Source organism: Sphingosinithalassobacter sp. CS137 (assembly GCF_014334115.1).
In the GTDB taxonomy this organism is placed as follows: Bacteria; Pseudomonadota; Alphaproteobacteria; order Sphingomonadales; family Sphingomonadaceae; genus Sphingomonas.
Genome location: NZ_CP060494.1, coordinates 1,730,149 through 1,749,679, shown reverse-complemented (window position 1 = coordinate 1,749,679; position 19,531 = coordinate 1,730,149). Strand labels below are relative to the sequence as shown.

The following is a 19,531-nucleotide window of genomic DNA, read 5'->3' as shown; positions in this document are numbered from 1 at the left end:
CTTTCGCGTGAGACTTGCCAATTGTCTGAGTAAATGAGCATGACAGCGGGAGAGGTGCATTGGCTGGCAGGATTTCTGGGGCGCTCGGCCTCGCAATGGCGCTCGTGATGAGCGCGCCGGCGCAGGCGGCTGACGCGACGCGCGAAGCGTTCGGAACGCTCGCGGACGGCACGCCGATCGAGAAGGTCACACTGACCAACGCCAACGGTATGTCGGCAACGGTGATGACGCTGGGTGCGACGCTCCAGGCGCTGATGGTGCCCGATCGCGACGGGAATGTCGCCGACGTGGTGCTCGGCTACGACACCGCCGCCGAATATCTCGAGAATCCGCAATATTTCGGCGCCACCGTCGGCCGCTATGCCAATCGCATCGCCGGCGGCAGCTTCAGCCTCGACGGCCAGCGCTTCACGCTCGAAACCAACGACGGGCCGAACCATCTCCATGGCGGTGTCGCCGGGTTCGACAAGCGGGTCTGGACGATCACCTCGGTCACCAGCGGTCCCGAGGCGAAGGTGGTGCTCAGCTATCGCAGCCCCGACGGCGAAGGCGGCTATCCGGGCACGCTGGTCGCCACCGCGACCTACACGCTCAACGAAGCCAATGAGCTCAAGATTGAATATGGCGCGGTCACGGACGCGCCGACGGTGGTGAACATCACCAATCACAGCTTCTTCAATCTCGCCGGCGGCGCGATCGATGCGCCCGCCGCCGTGTCGCAGCGGCTGACGCTGAATGCCTCGCGCTTCACGCCGGTGAACGAGACGCTGATCCCGACCGGCGAACTGCGTCCCGTCGAAGGTACTCCCTTCGATTTCCGCGCGCCGACCGTCATCGCCGAGCGGATCCGCAACGGACATAACGAGCAGATCCGCATCGGGCGCGGCTATGATCACAATTATGTGCTCGACGGCGCTTCGGGTGCCCTGCGTCCCGCCGTCCGGCTCGAGGATCCGGTATCGGGCCGAGTGATGGAAATCGAAAGCGATGCTCCCGGCCTGCAATTCTATTCGGGCAATTTCCTCGACGGCACCGTGACCGGCAAGGGCGGGCGCATCTATCGCCAGGGCGACGGGCTGTGCTTCGAGCCGCAGGTCTTCCCCGACAGCCCGAACCAGCCGAGCTTTCCGACCGCGCGTCTGAATCCCGGCGAGACCTACAGCAACACCATGGTGCTGCGCTTCTCCGTTGCGAGTAATTGATGACTTCCCACGACAGCACGCCACCGTCCGGCGCCGAGCCCCGCAAGCTGCGGTCGCGCGCCTGGTTCGACGACCCGACGAATGCCGACATGACCGCGCTCTACCTGGAGCGCTACATGAACTTCGGCCTGTCGCTCGCCGAGCTGCAGTCGGGCAAGCCGATCATCGGCATCGCGCAGACGGGCAGCGATCTCAGCCCCTGCAATCGACACCATCTGGTGCTCGCCGAGCGCGTCCGCGAAGGCGTGCGCGAGGCCGGCGGGATCGCGATCGAGTTTCCGGTCCATCCGATCCAGGAAACGGGGAAGCGCCCGACCGCCGGGCTCGACCGCAACCTGGCCTATCTGGGGCTGGTCGAAATACTGTTCGGCTACCCGCTCGACGGCGTGGTGCTCACCACCGGCTGCGACAAGACGACGCCGGCCTGCCTGATGGCCGCGGCGACGGTGAACATCCCGGCGATCGCGCTGTCGGTCGGGCCGATGCTCAACGGCTGGCACAAGGGTGAGCGCACGGGCTCCGGCACGATCGTGTGGAAAGCGCGCGAGCTGCTCGCCGCGGGCGAGATCGACTATCAGGGCTTCATCAAGCTGGTCGCCAGCTCGGCGCCGTCGACCGGCTATTGCAACACGATGGGCACGGCGACGACGATGAACTCGCTGACCGAGGCGCTGGGCATGTCGCTGCCCGGTTCGGCGGCGATTCCCGCGCCCTATCGCGATCGCCAGGAAGTGGCGTACGAAACCGGCAAGCAGATCGTCGAGATGGTGCATGCCGATCGCAAGCCGTCCGACATCCTGACGCGCGAGGCGTTCCTCAACGCGATCCGAGTCAATTCGGCGATCGGCGGCTCGACCAACGCGCCGATCCATCTCAACGCCATCGCCCGCCACATCGGCGTCGATCTCGGCATCGACGACTGGCAGACCTATGGCCGCGACATCCCGTTGCTGGTGAACCTCCAGCCGGCGGGCGAATTCCTCGGCGAGGATTATTATCGCGCCGGCGGCGTTCCCGCGGTGGTCGCCCAGCTCATCGCGCAGGGGCTGATCCACGAAGGCGCGCTGACGGTGAACGGTCGCAGCATCGGCGACAATTGCCGCGATGCGACGATCGAGGACGAGCGGGTGATCCTGCCTTATGATCGGCCGATGCGCCCTGCGGCCGGCTTCTCGGTGCTGCGCGGCAACCTGTTCGACAGCGCGATCATGAAACAATCGGTGATCTCCGACGATTTCCGCAAGCGCTACCTCCAGAACCCGGACGATCCGAACGCCTTTGAAGGGCCGGTAATCGTGTTCGACGGGCCCGAGGATTATCACGCGCGGATCGACGATCCCGATCTCGACGTCACCGAGCACACGCTGCTGATCATGCGCGGCGCCGGGCCGATCGGCTATCCGGGCGCGGCCGAAGTGGTGAACATGCGGCCGCCGGTGAAGCTGATCAAGGCGGGGGTTCAGGCGCTGCCGTGCATCGGCGACGGGCGCCAGTCGGGCACGTCGGGAAGCCCGTCGATCCTCAACGCTTCGCCCGAAGCGGCGGCAGGCGGGGGACTGGCGCTGCTCCGGACCGGCGATCGGGTGCGGGTCGATCTCAACAAGGGTGAAGCGAACATCCTGATCTCCGACGAGGAGCTTGCCCGCCGCCGCGAGGAGCTGGCGGCAAACGGCGGCTTCCCGTTCCCGGCGAGCCAGACCCCGTGGCAGGAGCTGCAGCGCGGCGTCACCGGACAGCTGGAAACCGGCGCGGTGCTCGAGAATTCGGTCAAGTATCAGCGGCTGGCGCAGACCGTCGGCGTGCCGCGGCATAATCACTGAGGAGAGCGGGATGGGCGCGCATTATCGCGTGATCGAGCGCGGCGCGGTCCGCGATCGGCTGGGCGAGGGCCTGTTCTGGTCGGCGCGCGAGAATGCCGTCTACTGGACCGACATTCTCGGCCAGGCGCTCAACCGGCTGGCGCTCGACAGCGGCGAGGTGCGCCGCTGGGACGTTCCCGAGATGATCGGTTGGGTGATCGGCCGCCGCGATGCGCCGGGGCTGATCGCGGGGCTCCAGAGCGGTTTTGCCGAGCTGGAGATCCACGGCGACCGCGTGGAGATCCGCCCCATCGCCGATCCCGAACCCGATCTGCCGGACAATCGCCTCAACGATGCGAAAGCCGACCGCGACGGGCGGATCTGGGCCGGATCGATGCCGGTGAGCGCCGATCGCCCCACCGGCGGCCTTCATTGCCTCGAACCCGACCGCAGCGTCCGCCGGATCGACGAAGGCTATATCGTCGCCAATGGCCCCGCCTTCTGCCCCGAAGGCCGCTGGCTCTATCACACCGACACCGGGCTCGGCATCGTCTACCGCTTCCGGCTGGGCGAGGGGGGCACGGCGACGGACCGCGAGCCGTTCATCCGCTTCGACCGCGAATGGGGCAAGCCCGACGGGATGACCGTCGACGCCGAGGGCGGCCTCTGGATCGCGCATTGGGGCGGCGCCTGCGTGAGCCGCTTCACGCCCGACGGCGTGCGCGAGCGGGCGATCACTCTGCCGGCGACTCAGATCACCAATGTCTGTTTCGCAGGCCCGGATCTCGATCGGATGTTCGTCACCTCGGCCGCCGACGGCCGCGCGTTCGAGCCGCTCGCCGGTGCCCTGTTTGAAGTCGACGCCGGCGTTCGCGGCCTCGCCCCCAATCTCTACGCCGGCTGAGGTGCGCCGCCTCAGGCGTCCGGGGCCGTGGCCGCCTCGAGCATCCGAACCTCGTAAACGGGAGCGTCTGTCCCCTTGGTTTCGAACCGCACGGTGACGCGCTCCTTGCCGCGCGTCAGCGCCTCGGGAAGCGGATAGGTCGCCGTCACGAACGCGCGCACCGGCGCGCTCGCCCGGCGCTCGGTCGCGATCGGCTGGCCGTCGACCGAGATGACGAAGTGCTTGTCGACTTCCTCGCCCCAATAGAGCGCCTGGAGCACCATCGGCCCCGGCCGCACGGCGAGATCGAACTCCATATAGTTGCCGACGCCCCACCAGGCCTGACGCCCGGCGCGTCCCTGCCAGGAGAGGAGATCGGCGTGGTTCGCGCGGAAGCCATGATCGCGCTCGGGCTGCATTTCGCCCAGATGCAGCACGTCCACCGTCCGCGCGGCGAGTGCGGCGCGTGCCCGTTCGGCGGCGACGAACCCCGCCTCCTCCTCGGCCCATTGGGCGGCGGTGAAGACGGGGAAATAGACTGCGCTGCGCCGGTCATGCTGGCGATGGAAGGGAACGAGCGAGAGCCCCTCGGGCCGAACGCCGGGCAGCGCGAAGCGGTGCGCTTCGCCGGTCGCGCGTGCGGCGCTCGTCGGCGTATCGGCAACGATCGCGGGGGGCAGTCCCTCGAACGTCGGCGTGTCCGCCGGGCCGAGATCGGCGGCCAGCACTATCGGGCCATTGACGAATGCGACGATGCTCGGATCGTCCGGCGTCGCTTCGGTGCGCAGCGCCATCGGCAGGTGCAGCGTCAGCCGGTCGCCCGGGCTCCAGCGTCGGGTGAGCACGGCATAGCCGCTCCGCCGATCGAACGCCGCAGGGCTGCCGTTCAGCAGCAGCGCGGGCGCTTCCGCCCAGCCGGGAAGGCGCAGCGCCATCGCCAGCGGCGCGTCCGGCGCCTCGGCGACGACCAGATGGACGTCCTCCGCATCCGGGTAGCGGGTTTCGAGCGCCACCTTGAGCCCGCGTTCGGCCCAGCGCGCCTCGGAGGGAATGAACAGATTGACGAACAGCGTGTCGTCGCCCTGCCAGTAGATCGAATCGCCATGCTTGGCGTGGCTTTCCATCCCCGAGCCGAAGCAGCACCAGAAACTGTCCTCGAGCGTCGACCAGGTCCGCCGCGAGCCCGGGCTGAGCGGCATGAAATAATTGTACATGCCGGTTTCGGGATGCTGGTGCCCGAGAATGTGATTGAGATGCACGCGCTCGTAGAAATCGAACAGCGCGGCGTCGGGCGCCCAGCTCCACAAATGCCGGGTGAGCTTGAGCATGTTGTAGCTGTTGCACGCCTCGCAGGTGCGATCGGTGATATAGGGCGAGAGGATGTCGGGCGGCCCGAAATGCTCGCGGTCCGAATTGCCGCCGATCACATAGCTGTGGTGGTTCACCACCGTGTCGCGGAAATAGCGTGCCGCCTGCGCATGCGCGGGGTCGCCGGTCAGCTCGTAGAGCCGCGCAAGGCCGATCAGCTTCGGAATCTGGGTGTTCGCGTGGAGCCCGGGCAGGATGTTGCGCTGCGCGGTCAGCGGGTCGAGCACGCGCCGGTCGCGGATCCGCTCGGCGATGCGCAGCCAGCGCGGGTCGCCGGTCAGGGCATAGGTCTCGGCATAGCTGTCGTTCAGCCCGCCATATTCGGCGACGAGCAGTTGCTGCATCTGCTCGTCCGACAGCCCTTCCAGGATGGTGCCGAGATAGCCTGCCATGCCGAGCAGGACGGGATGCGCGGGCTCGACGTCGCCGAGCCGGATCGCGTCGATCAGCCCGGCGTGCACCTTGTGCCAGGTATAGAGCGGCACCCAGCCGCCGTTGACGTCGAAGCCGCCGGTGCGGATGTCGCCGCGGCGAACCTCCTCGAAGATGATCTTGCCGTCGACGACTGCACCGTCGCGCTCGACGGTGGTGCCGCCGACATAGCCGTCGCCATGCGCCGCCTGGCAGCGGGCGAGTTCGGCCACGGTATAGGCCAGGCGCTCGCGGAAGGCCGGGTCGCCTGTCTGCGCATATTGGAGCGCACAGGCGGTGAGATAGTGTCCGAGCGAATGGCCCGCGATGCCGCGTGCCTCCCAGCCGCCATAGACGTCGCCCTTGGGCGGCAGGCCGGCGCTGGCGTGGAAATTGTGGAGCAGCCGGTCGGGCTCGAGCGCGAGCAGTACCCGGCCATTTGCCTCGACCGCGGTGCGGTAGGGGGAGGGACCGAGCCGAACCGCATGCAACGGCAGCGGGGCGGCACGCACCCGTTCATCGGGAGCCGCGTGCGCCGCGGCGAGCGCGGGGCCGGCGAGCGCAAGCGCGCTCGCCGAACCCAGGAAGCCGCGGCGCGACAGCATTGCGCTTACTCCACCGCGACGACTGCGATCGACTTCGCCGGCAGGTCGAAGGCGAGGCGGCCGTTGTGGGTGGTGCCCTGATAGGCGACCGGCTGAATGGTGTTCGGCCGGTCGAAGGTGTTGCGGGTATCGAGCTCCGGCCCGGTCAGGATCCGGCCCGTCGCGCGACCGGTGAGCCCCGTCTCGATGCGCGCCGGGCGCTCGGGATCGACGTTAACCAGCGAGAGGTAGAGCTTGCCGTCGGTGCCGCGGGCAGCGGAAACGTCGACCATCGGCATCTCATACTCGCCTTGGGTATAATTCGGCCCCTCGACCTGTGCGGGCAGGGGAGTCGCCCCCCGGAAGGGCATGTACATGTCGAAGATGTGATAGGTCGGCGTCAGCACCATCCGCTCGCCGTCGGTCAGGATCATCGCCTGAAGGACGTTCACCATCTGGGCGATGTTGGCCATCTTCACGCGCTCGGTGTGGCGGTGAAAGATGTTGAGCGTCAGCGCCGCGACATGGGCGTCGCGCAGCGTGTTCTGCTGATAGAGGAAGCCCGGCGTCGATCCCGGCTCCTGATCGTACCAGGTGCCCCATTCGTCGACGAACAGCGCGACTCGATTCTCCGGATCATAGCGATCCATGATCGCGCTGTGGCGAGTCACCAGCTCGTCCATCCGCCGCGCATTGTGGAGTGTGGAGGCCCATTTCTCGACCGGGAAGCCGGTTGCCGGGCCCTTGTCCTCCCAGCTGCCGGGGAAGGTGTAATAGTGGATGCTGATCGCGTTCATGTGGTTGCGCGCTTCGCGCATCAGCACTTCGGTGAAATTATAATCGTCGATGTTCGCGCCGGTGGCGACCTTCACGATCGGATCGGTGCCCCACGGCGTCTTGACGAAGGTCTGGTAGCGCCGGTGCAGGTCGGCCGAATATTCGGGCCGCATGTTGCCGCCGCAGCCCCAGCTTTCGTTGCCGACGCCGAAATATTTCACCTTCCACGGCTCTTCGCGGCCGTTCGCGCGGCGCTCGTTGGCCAGCGTCGATTGGCTGTCCGAAGTCATATATTCGACCCAGCGGCCCATCTCGATCGGCGGCAGCGATCCCATGTTGCCGGCGACATAGGCGTCGGCGCCCAGCATCTCGGTGAAATTCATGAATTCATGCGTACCGAAGCTGTTGTCTTCGGTGACGCCGCCCCAGTGGCTGTTGACGCGCACCGGCCGCTGGTCGCGTGGGCCGATGCCGTCGCGCCAGTCATATTCGTCGGCGAAGCAGCCGCCGGGCCAGCGGATCACCGGCACCTGGAGGCGGCGCAGCGCTGCGAGCACATCGTTGCGATAGCCGTTGGTGTTGGGAATCGGCGAATCCTCGCCCACCCAGATCCCTTCGTAGATGCCGCGGCCCAGATGCTCGGCGAACTGGCCATAGATGGCAGGTTCGATCCGGGCGCCCGGATTTTCGGAGTCCACCGTCACACGCACGGTCGCGGGCGCTTGTTGCGCGCTCGCCGGTGCCGCCAGCGCGGCAGTGGCCGCGAATGGCAGGAGGAACCGCTTGAGCAATTTCATTCAACCTCTCCCTAGACTCTGCCGCCTCGACCGGGCGGACCGACACTATTCTTCGAACGGCCCCACCGTCTTGCGCCGGCCCAGCAGAAAGGCATCGGCGACATGGTGGAAGGGGCGCAGATCGACGTCGCTCGTGCGGCGCTCGAGCAGCTCGGCGAAATGGCGATAGAGGCGGCCATATTCGGTCTCGTCGCCGACATCGACGGGTTCGCCGTCGATCGCGAGCTTCGAGGCGCCCAGCGACAGCTTCAGATGCCCGTCGTCGGTCTCGACATCGATGTCCCAGGTCTGCGGCCCGCGCTGGTCGAAGTCGAAGAACACCTCGACCGGCGTGCCGGCATGATCGAACGCCAGGTCGGCGGCGATCGGCGCCGGCTTGTTCGACGGAAAGCGCAGCTCGGCGGACTGCAGCAGCAGCGGTTCGGGCAGGATGTGGGTCAGCACCGACAGCGCATTGATGCCCGGATCGAACACGCCGATGCCGGGCTCCCAGATCCAGTCCTGCCCCGGATGCCAGACGCGCACGTCTTCCTTCCAGTTCACTTCGACGCGCCGGATGGTGCAGCCTTCGAGCCATTTGCGTGCAGGCTCGACGCCCGCCGCTTCGCGCGAATGCCAGGTGGCGTAGAGGATGCGGCCGGCGTCGGCGGCCATCTTGGCAAAGGTCTCCGCTTCGCTGACCGTGGCGGCGGGCGGTTTCTCGATCATCACGTCGAGGCCGTGCGCCAGCGCTTCCGCGATCAGCGGACGGCGCCCGCGCGGCGGCGTGCAGATCGACACCGCCTCCACTTCGGGCATCGCGGCCATCATTTCGGTGATCGTGCGGAAACCGGGAACGCCCTCGGGCGGCGTATGGCCGGTGACGGCGGCGACGAGCTCGAACCGGTCGGTTGCTGCGATCGTCGGCACATGCTGGTCGCGGGCAATCTTGCCGATGCCCACAAGTGCGATCTTCACCGCGCTCACAGCGGCAGCACCCGGGCATCGACCGGCGCGAGGCGCGTCAGCGGGTTGCGCAGCGGCAGCGTGAAGGGAGCGGCCGACACTTCGAACACATCGCCTTCCTGGGTCGCAATGCTGTCGGCGAAGGAGAGAGTCGCGGTTCCGAAAAAGTGGACGTGAATGTCGCCCGGCCTCCGGAAGAGGCCGTATTTGAAGTGATGATGCTCGAGATTGGCGATGCTGTGCGACATGTTCGCTTCGCCCGAAAGGAACGGCTTTTCCCAGAGCACCGCGCCGTCGCGCAGGATCCGGCTGGTGCCGCGTACGTCCTGCGGCAGTTCGCCCGTCAGCAGCTCGGCGCCCAGCGCGGCGGGCCGCAGCTTGGAGTGGGCGAGCCAGAGGTAATTGCCCTTCTCGGTGATGTGGTCGGAGAATTCATTGGCCAGCGCGAAGCCCAGCCGGCGCGGGCGGCCATTCTCGTCGATCAGATAGATGCCGGCGATTTCCGGCTCCTCGCTGCCGTCGAGCGCGAAATCGGGCGAGCCGAGATCGGCGCCGGGGCCGACGAGGCACGAGCCGTCGCCCTTGTAGAACCACTCGGGCTGCACGCCGGGCGTGCCGTCGGTCGGCTTGCCGCCTTCGACCCCCATGCGGAACATGCGCATCGAATCGGTCACGTCGCCGCCCGCCGCGGCGCGATGCATCTTGTCGCGCCCCTCGGCCGAGCCGAGATGCGTGAGGCCGGTTCCGGTCAGATAGCAATGCGCCGGATCGGGATGATCGATCGGCGCGAGCAGCCGCCCTTCGGCGTCGGCGGCGGCGAGATCGACCGTCTCGCCCGCGCGTGCCTGAGCGGCCTGTGCGAGCGACGCTCCTTCGGCGATCGCCAGGCGCGCGAGCTCATAGACGCTCGCCACCTCGTTCACCCTGTGCGCCCCGCCATCGTCCGCGCAAGCGACGCCGCGACGCCCGTCGGGCGCCCGAAATTGAACCAGCCTCAACCCATCCTTCCTTTCGTAGCTTCTGTTCTTGCGCCCCTGTGGGGCGAGTTCAGATCTTGAGCTTTCCGTCGACGCGGCGCGGAATCCCCGCATCGGCGTCGCGCCGCAGCACGTCGGGCAGCAGCGTGTCGGGGAAATCCTGATAGCAGACCGGCCGCAGGAACCGGTCGATCGCCAGCGTGCCCACCGAGGTGCTCCGCCCGTCCGACGTCGCCGGGAACGGGCCGCCATGCACCATCGCGTGGCTGACCTCGACGCCGGTCGGCCAGCCGTTGGCGATGAGCCGCCCGACGCGCGATTCGAGCGCGGGAAGGATCTTGGCGACTTCGGGCTCGTCGGCAGTGACGAAATGCACGGTGCCGGTGAGCTGGCCTTCCAGACCCGCGATCGCACGTGCCAGCGCGTCGGCATCGGCGCAGCGCACCAGCACGGATGCGGCGCCGAACACTTCCTCGGCCAGTTCGGGATCGCTAGTGAAGGCGTCCGCATCGACGGTGAACAGCGCCGCCTGGCCGCTGCTCGGGCCCTCACCGGCAATCCCCTGCGCCACCGAAGTGACGCCCGCCTTCGCCGCGAGCTTCGCCACGCCGTTGCGGAACGCATCGGCGATGCCGGTCGTCAGCATCGTGCCGGCGGGCGCATCGCACACCGCGGCGGCGGCGGCCTTCACGAAGCGGTCGAGCGCAGGCGTGTCGATCGCCAGCACGATGCCGGGATTGGTGCAGAACTGGCCGACGCCCATCGTCAGCGAGCCGGCATATTCCTTGCCCAGCCGCTCGGCATCCTGCTCCAGTGCGTGCTGCATCAGGACGACCGGATTGATCGCGCTCATCTCGGCATAGACCGGGATCGGCACCGGCCGATCGGCGGCAACCTTCATCAGCGCGACGCCGCCGCCGCGCGATCCGGTGAAGCCCACTGCCTTGATCCGCGGATCGGCGACCAGCGCACTGCCCAGCTCGTGCGAGGGGCCGCTCAGCAGCGAGAACACGCCCTCGGGCAGGCCCGCGTCCTTCACGGCCTTCGCGATCGCGCCCGCGACCATTTCCGACGTGCCGGGATGTGCCGGATGCCCCTTCACCACCACGGGGCAGCCCGCCGCGAGCGCCGAAGCCGTGTCGCCGCCCGCCACCGAGAAGGCGAGCGGGAAATTGCTGGCGCCGAACACCGCGACGGGGCCGAGCGGCACCTTGCGCTGGCGCAGATCGGGGCGGGGGAGCGGCTGGCGGTCGGGCATCGCCGGATCGATCCGCACGCCTAGCCAGCCGCCGTCGCGCAGCTCGGCGGCAAACAGCTTGAGCTGGTTGGCGGTGCGCGCCCGCTCGCCGGTGAGCCGTGCGACCGGCAGCGCGGTTTCGAGATGGGCGCGCTCGATCAGCGCGTCGCCCAGCGCCATGATATTGTCGGCGGCGGATTCGAGGAACGCCGCGCGCTGCTCGATCGGCGTCGTGGAATAGGTGGGGAAAGCCGCTTCGGCGAGCGCACAGGCCCGTTCGAGTTCATCCGTGCCCGCCGCGCTGAACCGGGGTTCGATCCGTTCGCCGCTGCTCGGATCGATCGCGTTGAAGCCGTCGCCGGTCGATACGCGCGTCTGGCCGATGAAGAGTTCGCCTGTCAGTTCCAACCTGTCTCTCCTGGTTGCCCGCTCTTTTCCAATCGAATTACTCAGACATATAGGCCTGCGCCCGCAGGATCAATCGCCGACGGCAAAGGGCAGGGCAAATTGCCGCGGGCACTCGCCGTGAGCACGCGAATCTGCGCCATTCCTGCAACACCGAACCGAAATGTCTGAGAAATGCCACAAAGCTCTTGCGCCGCCTTCCTCTGCATTCTAGGGGTTTTTGTCTGAGTAATTACGGGCTTCGGCAGAGCGGCACCAAGCCGTCACTAGGGCGCCCGGGAGGAGAGGGGAAAAAGCATGGCTTCCAAGCTTACGATTCTGTGTTCCGCGTCCCTGTTTGCGCTGGCGACCGTCGCGGCGCCCGCTGCTGCACAGACGATGGCGCAAGATGCGCCCCAGGAGCAGGACGCACTCGGCGCGGGCGATCAGGCGCCGCCGCGCGAGCAGGCGGACGAGATCGTCGTCACCGGCGTGCGCGCCGCGATCATCGGCGGCCTCGAGAACAAGCGCGAAGCGACCCAGATCATCGAATCGGTCGTCGCCGAGGATATCGGCAAGCTGCCAGATAACAATGTGATCGAGGCGCTGCAGCGCGTCACCGGCGTGCAGGTGACCAACCGTGCGCGCGGCGAAGCCTCGGCGATCCTGATCCGCGGTCTGCCCGACGTCGTGACGACGATGAACGGCCGCAACATCTTCACGGCATCGGGCCGTTCGTTCGCCCTGGCGGACATTCCAGCCAACCTCGTCAGCCGGATCGACGTCTACAAGACGCGCGCGGCCTCGCAGATCGAAACCGGCATCGCCGGCCAGATCGACGTGTTCACGCGCCGTCCGCTCGATTTCGACGGCTTCGTCGTCTCGGGTGCCGGCCGCGCGATCTACAACGAGCAGGCGGATAGCTGGAATCCGAACGTCAGCGGCCTCGTCAGCAATCGCTGGGACACCGGCGCCGGCGACATCGGCGTGCTGGTGAGCGGCAGCTATTCGAAGACTGACTATCGCGAGATGAGTGTGATCGCCGGCGCGATGGTGCCGTTCGTCACCGAAAACCCGCCGGCGGGCACAGGCTTCACGCCGCTGCAGCGCGTTTTTCCCGAAACGGGCGCCTGGGAGCCGGGGCTCGACCGCGGTCTTCCCAGCGAGGCGGGATCGACCTTCACCCTGAACGGTGTGGAGACGCCCTATTATCTCGGGCGGGACGCGCTCTTCGCGCCGGACGTCCACGGCACTCGCGAGCGCGCCGCGGTCAGTGCGGCACTGCAATGGGCGCCGAATGCCTCGTCGCAATATACGTTCGAGTTCTTCTGGAACCGGTACGACGAGGAGCTTCAGAACAGCCTGCTCTTCACCTTCGTCGACTGGTGGGGCTCGGTGGGCCCGAATCCGCAGGTCGAGCTCTTCGAAGGCACCAACATCATCAAGTCGCGGACCGTCGACGACGTGTTCGGCTTCAACAGCGGCGACTTCACCAAGAGCCGGACCGACTCGTTCGTCTATGCGCTGAACGGCAAGTGGGAAGTGGGCGATCTTGGCGGCATCACCGCCGATCTCTCCTACCAGACCAGCGAATTCAACACGTCGTTCATCGCGAACCGCATCGAGCGCGTCTGGGATTCGGTCACCTATGACACGAACCCGGGCAACGGCATCCCGTCATTCAACTTCAACGACAATTCGCTGCTCACCGATCCGTCGGCCTGGACGCTCGCCCAGTTCTACGACAACGCCAACCGTTCGGAGGGTGAGGCCTTCACGCTGCACGTCGATGGCGTTCGCGAGTTCGAGAACAGCGTCTTCCGCTCGGTGAAAGTCGGCATCCGCTACGACGATCGCAAGGCGGCGGATTCGGTCCGCACGCAGGATGCGGGCGTCCTCGGCCAGCCGTTCAGCACCCTCGGCGACGAATATATCTTCCAGGGTACCGACTTCTTCGATGGCCGGGCGAATGTGCCGTCCACCTGGATCACGCCGCGCGGCAGGACGATCTACGAGAACGCCGACGAATTCCGTCAGCTCTATCGTGCGGTCCAGCCGAACCTGCTGCTCAGCGATCAGATGTCGCTGACCCGGGTGTTCGACATCAACGAAGTGTCGATGGCGGCCTATATCCAGGCCGACACCGAATTCTCGGTGTTCGGCCGGCCGCTCTACGTGCAGGCGGGTGTCCGCTACGTCGACGTCGACACCGATCTCACCTTCACCGATCGGGTGAGCGGCACCGTCACCTCGACGTCGCAGGTCACCTCGGACTTCCTGCCGAGCGCGACGGTGCGCTACGACATCACCGATCGCCTGCGGCTTCGCTTCAACTATGGCGAAACGCTGCGTCGTCCGAGCTTCCCGGATCTCAATCCCTATTTCCAGCTGACCGGGGATCTTACCGGCATCGGCCGCGGCAGCGGCACGGGCGGCAACGCCGATCTTCAGCCGACCACGTCGAAGAACTATGATCTGGCGCTCGAATGGTATTTCGCACCGGCAAGCGTGATCTACACCACGCTGTTCCGGCGCGAGATCGAAGGCCTTGTGGTTCCGATCACCTCGGTGATCGAATATGCGACGCCGCCGCTGAACGACACGGCGAACACGACCCGCTTCGCCATCACGCGGCCGGCGAACGCCTCGAACGGCACGCTCGAAGGTATCGAAGTGGGCTTCACCTACTTCCCGACCTATCTGCCGGGGATTCTCGACGGCCTGGGCGTGCAGGGAAGCCTCACCGTCCTGGACTCGAACCAGAACATCCCGCAGTACGACAATGCCGGAAACGTGATCGCGCAGGATGAATCGCCCTTCTTCGGGGTGTCGGACTTCTCGTACAACGTCACGCTCGCCTATGATAACGGCGGCCTCGGCCTGCGCCTGTCCTATGTCTGGCGCGACGAGTTCCTGAGCAGCAACGAGAACCGCCTGTTCGCCAACCCGATCGGCTTCTGGCGCACGCCGGAGGAGAGCCTCGACTTCCAGCTCACCTATGCGGTGACGGATTCGATCGGCATCACCTTCGACGCAGTGAACCTCACCGAAGACGTCCAGCAGCAATATTATCGCTTCGGCGACGTCGGCAATCCGGAGATGTTCAACACCGGCACGACGCTCCTTCCGCGGACCTTCGCGATCGGTGCGCGCTTCACCTTCGACTGAGTCCTTCCCTGTCTCCGGCGGCATCCTCGGGTGCCGCCGGCCTTTTTTCGGAAGGCACGGAGTGATCGGTATGAGAAAGTTGCTTGTCGGAGCCGCCGCATTGGCACTTGCCCCTGCGCTTTCCGCGTGCGGCGCGAGCGGGTCAGCCTCCAGTGCGCCGTCGAAGCCTCCCACTCCGATCGTGACGCCGACTCCCTCGCCGACCCCTACGCCCACGCCGACCCCCACGCCGACCCCTACGCCGGCGTCGGTCGCAGTGCAGGGCGCGATCCGGCCGGTGCATGATCCGGCGATCCTGCGCGACGGCGACACCTATTATCTCTTCACCACCGGTCATATGGGCGATGCCGAGGGCATCGTGCCGATGCGCACCTCGCCCAATCTGGTCGACTGGACGCTGCGCGGCGCGGTCTTTCCCGCCTTGCCCGGCTGGGCGGCGACAACGATCCCCGGCACGCGCGGCCTGTGGGCGCCCGACATTTCGAAGACGAACGGCGAGTTTCGCCTCTATTATTCGGTCTCGACCTTCGGCTCGAACCGGTCGGCGATCGGACTCAGCACGGCGACCCAGCTCGATCCCTCGGCTCCCGCCAGCGGCTGGACCGACAAGGGGCTGGTGTTCGAATCGAACACGACCGACGATTTCAATGCGATCGATCCCAACATCTTCACCGATGCCGACGGTCGGCAGTGGATGGTCTTCGGCAGCTTCTGGTCGGGGATCAAGATGATCGCGATCGATCCGGCGACCGGACTGCGCCTCGCCGGCGACTCCACGGTCCATTCGCTCGCGCGCCGGCCGAGTCCCGGTGCCGTCGAGGCGCCGTTCGTGATCCGTCGCGGCCAATATTATTATCTGTTCGTCTCGTTCGACTCCTGCTGCCAAGGCAGCAACAGCACCTACAACACGGTGGTCGGTCGCTCGACGTCGCCCACCGGCCCCTATCTCGATCGGGACGGGGATCCGATGCTGCAGGGCGGCGGAACGCCGATCCTGGGATCGGGGCAGGGCAGCGGCAGCCGCTATGTCGGCCGCGGCCATGTCGCCATCCTGCAGGATAGCGATCAGGACTATATCGTGTACCACGCCTATGACACGCAGTTGAACGGCGCTCCCACTCTCCGCATCCGACGCCTGACGTGGAGTGCGGACGGGTGGCCGTTGGCGGATTGATCTCAAGGAAGAGGACCCCAGAATGCCCGCACCCGCACCGGACCTGAGCGCCGGCAAGACGGATTCCACGACCGGCGGCGCCTACCCCGTGTATCGGGCGGCGCTCGGGGTGCTCGCGTCGCTCTTCTTCATCTGGGGCTTCATCACCGTCATCAACAACACGTTGCTGCCGCACCTGCGCAGCGTGTTCGATCTCACCTATACCCAGACCACGCTGATCGAGAGCGTCTGGTTCATCGCCTATTTCGTCGCCTCGATCCCATCGGCCAAGCTGATCGAGCGGATCGGCTACAAGAAGGCAATGGTGACCGGTCTGATGGTGATGGCCGGCGGCGCGCTGATGATGATTCCGGCTTCGGCGATCCCTTCCTATGCCGTTACGCTGTTCGCCCTGTTCGTAATCGCCAGCGGGATCACGCTGCTCCAGGTCGCGGCGAACCCCTATGTCGCGGTGATCGGTCCGCCGGAAACCGCTTCGTCGCGGCTCAATCTGGTGCAGGCGTTCAATTCGCTCGGTACCACGCTCGCGCCGCTGTTCGGCGGCTATCTGATCCTCAGCCGCACGACCTCGGGAACCGCCGAGGCTGGGCGCGTGCTGACCGAGGCCGAGCGGCTCGCCGATGCGCAGTCGGTGCAGCTGCCCTATCTGATCGTCGCCGGCGTCCTGCTCGTCCTGGCCATCGTCATCGCCAAGTTCCGCCTGCCCGACATGGGCTCGGCGACGCGGCGGGCCTCGCGCGAGGAGCGCAAGGGCCATTCGCTCTGGCGGCACCGCAACCTCGTGTTCGGCGTCCCGGCCATCTTCATCTATCTCATTGCCGAGATCGGCGTTTCGAACCTCTTCATCAACTTCATCTCGGCGCCCGAAATCGGCAATCTCACGCACGCTCAGGCGTCCAACTATCTCTTCCTGCTGTGGGGCGGGATGATGGTCGGCCGATTCGCCGGCAGCTTCATCATGCAGGCCGTCCGGCCCGAGGCGGTGCTCGCCTGGGCCAGCATCGGCGCCTTCGTGGTGATGATGCTGACCGTCTTCACGACCGGCTCGGTGGCGATGTGGTCGCTGATCCTGGTGGGGCTGTTCCACTCGATCATGTTCCCGACGATCTTCACCCTCGGCATCCGCGGCCTCGGGCCGCTGACCGAGGAAGGGTCGGGTCTGCTCATCATGGCGATCGCCGGCGGCGCACTGGTGGTCGTGCAGGGCTGGCTCGCCGATCTCTACGGGCTGCAGATGTCGTTCCTGCTCACTGCCGCGTGCGAGCTCTATGTGCTCTTCTATGCGCTGTGGGGCAGCAAGCCGACGCACGAGATCAAGAACAGCGAGACGGCGGCGCCCGCGGTCTGAGGCGCGGCGCGAACGGGCGGCGTCGAGAAACGCCGCGTCCAGGGGTTCGGAAGCTGTCGGGGGCGCGGCATCGCCAGTGTCCGGGCTCTCGGGGCGCCATCCCGATGCTCGCCGGCGATGGCGCGCCGGATCGCCGCTATTCCGGCGCGTCGAGCGCCGCGCTGCGGGCGATCCGAACCTTCGGCGCTTGCGAGCGGGTGGTGTCGAGGAACGCCATGTCGACGAGCTCGGACATCGCCAGGCGCGCGGCATCGGCATCGCCTGCTGCGACTGCGTCGAACACGCGCTGGTGATCGGGAACGGGATCACGGCGCAGCGGTGAATTGCGCTGCTTGAAGATCGTCGTCCAGGCGACTGCGGCGCCGACGCCGCTGGTCAGCGTCGCCAGAAAGGGATTGCCGGACGCATCGAGCAGCGCGGCGTGGAAATCCTGATCGGCTACGCGCCCTTCTTCGGACGCCAGAGTGTGCGTCGCCATTCCCTCGAGCGCGCGTGCCATTTCGTCGAGGTGGCGAGTCGTTCGCCGCCGCGCAGCGAAAGCGGCCGCCTCGGGTTCGATCAGCCGGCGCAGCTCGAACAGGCTGGAGAGCAGATGCTCGTCGGGCTCGAACTCGAAGATCCAAGAGAGCACGTCGGGATCGAGCAAATGCCATTTCGCTCGCGGGCTCACCCGCGTGCCCGTCTTGGGCCGCGATTCGACGAGGCCCTTCGCCGCGAGGATGCGCAGCGCCTCGCGATAGGCGGTGCGCGAGACCTGTAGCCGGCCGCTCGCCGCCACTTCGCCGTTCAGCACCTCGCCCGGCTTGTAGCGGCCGGAGACGATCAGCACTCCCAGATCGCGGGCAATCGCGCCATGGATGCGCAGCGATTTGCGTCGCGTCTGCGCGTCCTCGGCTTTCGAAGTCTTGGGAGCAGGCGGCATGCTTCCTTCTACCGCCTCCTTCCCGCCTGGCACAACTGCGCTGTCATGCGGCCTTCGTGACGAAGACATTCCACGACAGCGGCTTCAGCGTCGCCGAAAGACCGTCGTTCCGCAGCTCGGCGGCAGGATGGGCAATCGGCGCCACCGTTTCGGGGGCATCCTTGGAGTTGATCGCCTTCAGATCGGCGTGGTGCAGCTCCTCCGCCTGCACCAATGCCCGGGTGCCCATGCCGCGCAGTTCGACGTCGAGCTGCATCTCCTGATCGGTGCTGCGGTTGAGCGCGAAGACGGTCGCGGTGCCGGTCTCGGGATCGTGGACGACGGTGCTGACCAGCAGCGGCGCGTCCTCGATCGTGCCCGCCGCGAAGCTGCCGGTCTCCACCTTGGCGCGCAGCACATTGCCGCGGCCGAAGCGCGCCGCCTGCGCGAAGGGGTGGAAGATCGTCTGCCGCCAGGCCGGGCCGCCGGTTTCGGTCATGATCGGCCCGATGACGTTGACGAGCTGCGCGATGCACGCCGCCTGCACCCGGTCGGAATGGTTCATCATCGTGAGCAGCGCGCCGCCGACGATCAGCGCGTCCTCGAAATTGTAGATTTCCTCGAGCAGCTTCGGCGCCTCGGGCCAACCCACTCCGCGCAGCTGCTCGCCCGACCGCGCGCGGTACCACACGTTCCACTCGTCGACCGAGAGCATGATCCGCTTGTCGGAGCGCCGCTTGGCCGCGACCGAATCGGCGATCGCGGTCACTTCGGTGATGAAGCGATCGAGCTTGTCGATCACCGTGAGGAACAGCGTGATGTCGTCCTCATGGTTCTCGAAATATTGGTGGAGCGAGATGAAATCGACATGCTCGAAACAATGGTCGAGCACGTCATATTCCCACGCGCCATAGGTCGGCATGTCGCGATGCGACGAGCCGCAGGCGGACAGGACGAGACCGTCGGAGGTCCAGCGCATGACCTTGGCCGTCTCGGTGGCGATCCGGCCATATTCCTGCGCCGTCTTCGCGCAGGTCTGCCAGGGTCCGTCCATCTCGTTGCCCAGGCACCAGAATTTGATGTCGTGCGGCTTCTCATAGCCGTGGCTCTTGCGCAGGTCGGCGTAGTAGGTCCCGCCCGGATGGTTGCAATATTCGAGGAAGTTCTGCGCCTCGGCGGGGCCGCGGGTGCCGAGATTGACCGCGAACATCGGCTCGACGTCCGCCGCCTTGCACCAGTCCATGAACTCGTTGGTGCCGAACTGATTGGTCTCGGTCGATCCCCAGGCGAGATCGAGGCGCACCGGCCGCTCCTCCTTCGGGCCGACGCCGTCTTCCCAATCATAGCCCGAAACGAAATTGCCGCCCGGATAGCGAACGATGCTCACCCCCAGCTCGCGCGTGAGCGCAAGCACGTCGCCGCGAAAGCCGTTCGCGTCCGCGGTCGGATGGCCGGGCTCGTAGATGCCGCCATAGACGCAGCGGCCGAGATGCTCGACGAAGCTGCCGAACACGCGACGGTCGAGCGGGGCGATCACGAAGTCGCGGTCGGCGATCACGCGGGACTTGAGCATGAG

The 19,531-nt window shown here is 66.6% G+C and carries 13 protein-coding genes; 6 read left to right on the top strand and 7 right to left on the bottom strand.

Annotated elements, in window-relative coordinates; translation table 11 throughout:
* Positions 1-107 precede the first annotated feature (107 nt).
* From H7V21_RS08575 to H7V21_RS08565, 3 genes are read left to right on the top strand one after another with little or no spacing between them, the layout of a single operon-like run.
* Positions 108-1,202, top strand: coding sequence for an aldose epimerase family protein (locus tag H7V21_RS08575; RefSeq protein ID WP_262503781.1), 1,095 nt, complete (start codon positions 108-110; stop codon positions 1,200-1,202).
* Positions 1,202-3,022 (top strand): IlvD/Edd family dehydratase, encoded by a 1,821-nt coding sequence (locus H7V21_RS08570; RefSeq protein WP_188053110.1) that lies wholly within the window; start codon positions 1,202-1,204, stop codon positions 3,020-3,022. Before H7V21_RS08575 ends, H7V21_RS08570 begins: the two co-directional genes overlap by 1 nt.
* Before the next feature lie 10 nt (positions 3,023-3,032).
* A complete protein-coding gene (locus H7V21_RS08565; RefSeq protein WP_188053109.1) occupies positions 3,033-3,905 on the top strand; it encodes an SMP-30/gluconolactonase/LRE family protein in 873 nt (290 codons plus the stop codon).
* Positions 3,906-3,916: 11 nt separating this feature from the next.
* On the opposite strand, the gene H7V21_RS08560 is transcribed toward H7V21_RS08565, so the two are convergent.
* Genes H7V21_RS08560 through H7V21_RS08540 form a run of 5 tightly spaced genes read right to left on the bottom strand, consistent with a single transcriptional unit; the run spans position 3,917 to position 11,388 of the window.
* Positions 3,917-6,268: a glycoside hydrolase family 127 protein gene (locus H7V21_RS08560; RefSeq protein ID WP_188053108.1), complete on the bottom strand. Its 2,352-nt coding sequence runs from the start codon at positions 6,266-6,268 to the stop codon at positions 3,917-3,919.
* Between the two features lie 5 nt (positions 6,269-6,273).
* On the bottom strand, positions 6,274-7,821 hold the full coding sequence (locus H7V21_RS08555) for an alpha-N-arabinofuranosidase (protein WP_188053107.1): 1,548 nt from the start codon (positions 7,819-7,821) through the stop codon (positions 6,274-6,276).
* A gap of 45 nt (positions 7,822-7,866) precedes the next feature.
* On the bottom strand, positions 7,867-8,778 hold the full coding sequence (locus tag H7V21_RS08550) for a Gfo/Idh/MocA family oxidoreductase (RefSeq protein ID WP_316714646.1): 912 nt from the start codon (positions 8,776-8,778) through the stop codon (positions 7,867-7,869).
* A gap of 5 nt (positions 8,779-8,783) precedes the next feature.
* Positions 8,784-9,764, bottom strand: coding sequence for an AraD1 family protein (araD1, locus tag H7V21_RS08545; protein ID WP_188053105.1), 981 nt, complete (start codon positions 9,762-9,764; stop codon positions 8,784-8,786).
* A gap of 49 nt (positions 9,765-9,813) precedes the next feature.
* The gene (locus tag H7V21_RS08540; protein WP_188053104.1) at positions 9,814-11,388 is read right to left on the bottom strand and encodes an aldehyde dehydrogenase (NADP(+)); all 1,575 of its coding nucleotides are present in this window, start codon (positions 11,386-11,388) and stop codon (positions 9,814-9,816) included.
* Between the two features lie 294 nt (positions 11,389-11,682).
* Here H7V21_RS08540 and H7V21_RS08535 point away from each other — a divergent pair, with 294 nt between their 5' ends.
* The 3 genes from H7V21_RS08535 (at position 11,683) to H7V21_RS08525 (ending at position 17,054) form a co-directional block, all read left to right on the top strand.
* Complete coding sequence (locus H7V21_RS08535; RefSeq protein ID WP_188053103.1) at positions 11,683-14,532, top strand: TonB-dependent receptor; 2,850 nt, start codon at positions 11,683-11,685, stop codon at positions 14,530-14,532.
* A 70-nt stretch (positions 14,533-14,602) separates the two neighbouring features.
* On the top strand, positions 14,603-15,706 hold the full coding sequence (locus H7V21_RS08530; protein ID WP_188053102.1) for an arabinan endo-1,5-alpha-L-arabinosidase: 1,104 nt from the start codon (positions 14,603-14,605) through the stop codon (positions 15,704-15,706).
* A gap of 22 nt (positions 15,707-15,728) precedes the next feature.
* The gene (locus H7V21_RS08525) at positions 15,729-17,054 is read left to right on the top strand and encodes a sugar MFS transporter (protein WP_188053101.1); all 1,326 of its coding nucleotides are present in this window, start codon (positions 15,729-15,731) and stop codon (positions 17,052-17,054) included.
* Positions 17,055-17,190: 136 nt separating this feature from the next.
* On the opposite strand, the gene H7V21_RS08520 is transcribed toward H7V21_RS08525, so the two are convergent.
* Both H7V21_RS08520 and H7V21_RS08515 read right to left on the bottom strand, forming a co-directional pair.
* On the bottom strand, positions 17,191-17,976 hold the full coding sequence (locus H7V21_RS08520) for a FadR/GntR family transcriptional regulator (protein ID WP_188053100.1): 786 nt from the start codon (positions 17,974-17,976) through the stop codon (positions 17,191-17,193).
* A 43-nt stretch (positions 17,977-18,019) separates the two neighbouring features.
* Complete coding sequence (locus H7V21_RS08515) at positions 18,020-19,528, bottom strand: alpha-N-arabinofuranosidase (RefSeq protein ID WP_188053099.1); 1,509 nt, start codon at positions 19,526-19,528, stop codon at positions 18,020-18,022.
* Between the last annotated feature and the right edge of the window lie 3 nt (positions 19,529-19,531).

Coding starts and splice junctions, on each gene's coding strand:
- H7V21_RS08575 (WP_262503781.1), top strand. CDS start 108: ATGAGCGCGCCGGCGCAGGCGGCTGACGCGACGCGCGAAGCGTTCGGA.
- H7V21_RS08570 (WP_188053110.1), top strand. CDS start 1,202: ATGACTTCCCACGACAGCACGCCACCGTCCGGCGCCGAGCCCCGCAAG.
- H7V21_RS08565 (WP_188053109.1), top strand. CDS start 3,033: ATGGGCGCGCATTATCGCGTGATCGAGCGCGGCGCGGTCCGCGATCGG.
- H7V21_RS08560 (WP_188053108.1), bottom strand. CDS start 6,268: ATGCTGTCGCGCCGCGGCTTCCTGGGTTCGGCGAGCGCGCTTGCGCTC.
- H7V21_RS08555 (WP_188053107.1), bottom strand. CDS start 7,821: ATGAAATTGCTCAAGCGGTTCCTCCTGCCATTCGCGGCCACTGCCGCG.
- H7V21_RS08535 (WP_188053103.1), top strand. CDS start 11,683: ATGGCTTCCAAGCTTACGATTCTGTGTTCCGCGTCCCTGTTTGCGCTG.
- H7V21_RS08530 (WP_188053102.1), top strand. CDS start 14,603: ATGAGAAAGTTGCTTGTCGGAGCCGCCGCATTGGCACTTGCCCCTGCG.
- H7V21_RS08525 (WP_188053101.1), top strand. CDS start 15,729: ATGCCCGCACCCGCACCGGACCTGAGCGCCGGCAAGACGGATTCCACG.
- H7V21_RS08520 (WP_188053100.1), bottom strand. CDS start 17,976: ATGCCGCCTGCTCCCAAGACTTCGAAAGCCGAGGACGCGCAGACGCGA.
- H7V21_RS08515 (WP_188053099.1), bottom strand. CDS start 19,528: ATGCTCAAGTCCCGCGTGATCGCCGACCGCGACTTCGTGATCGCCCCG.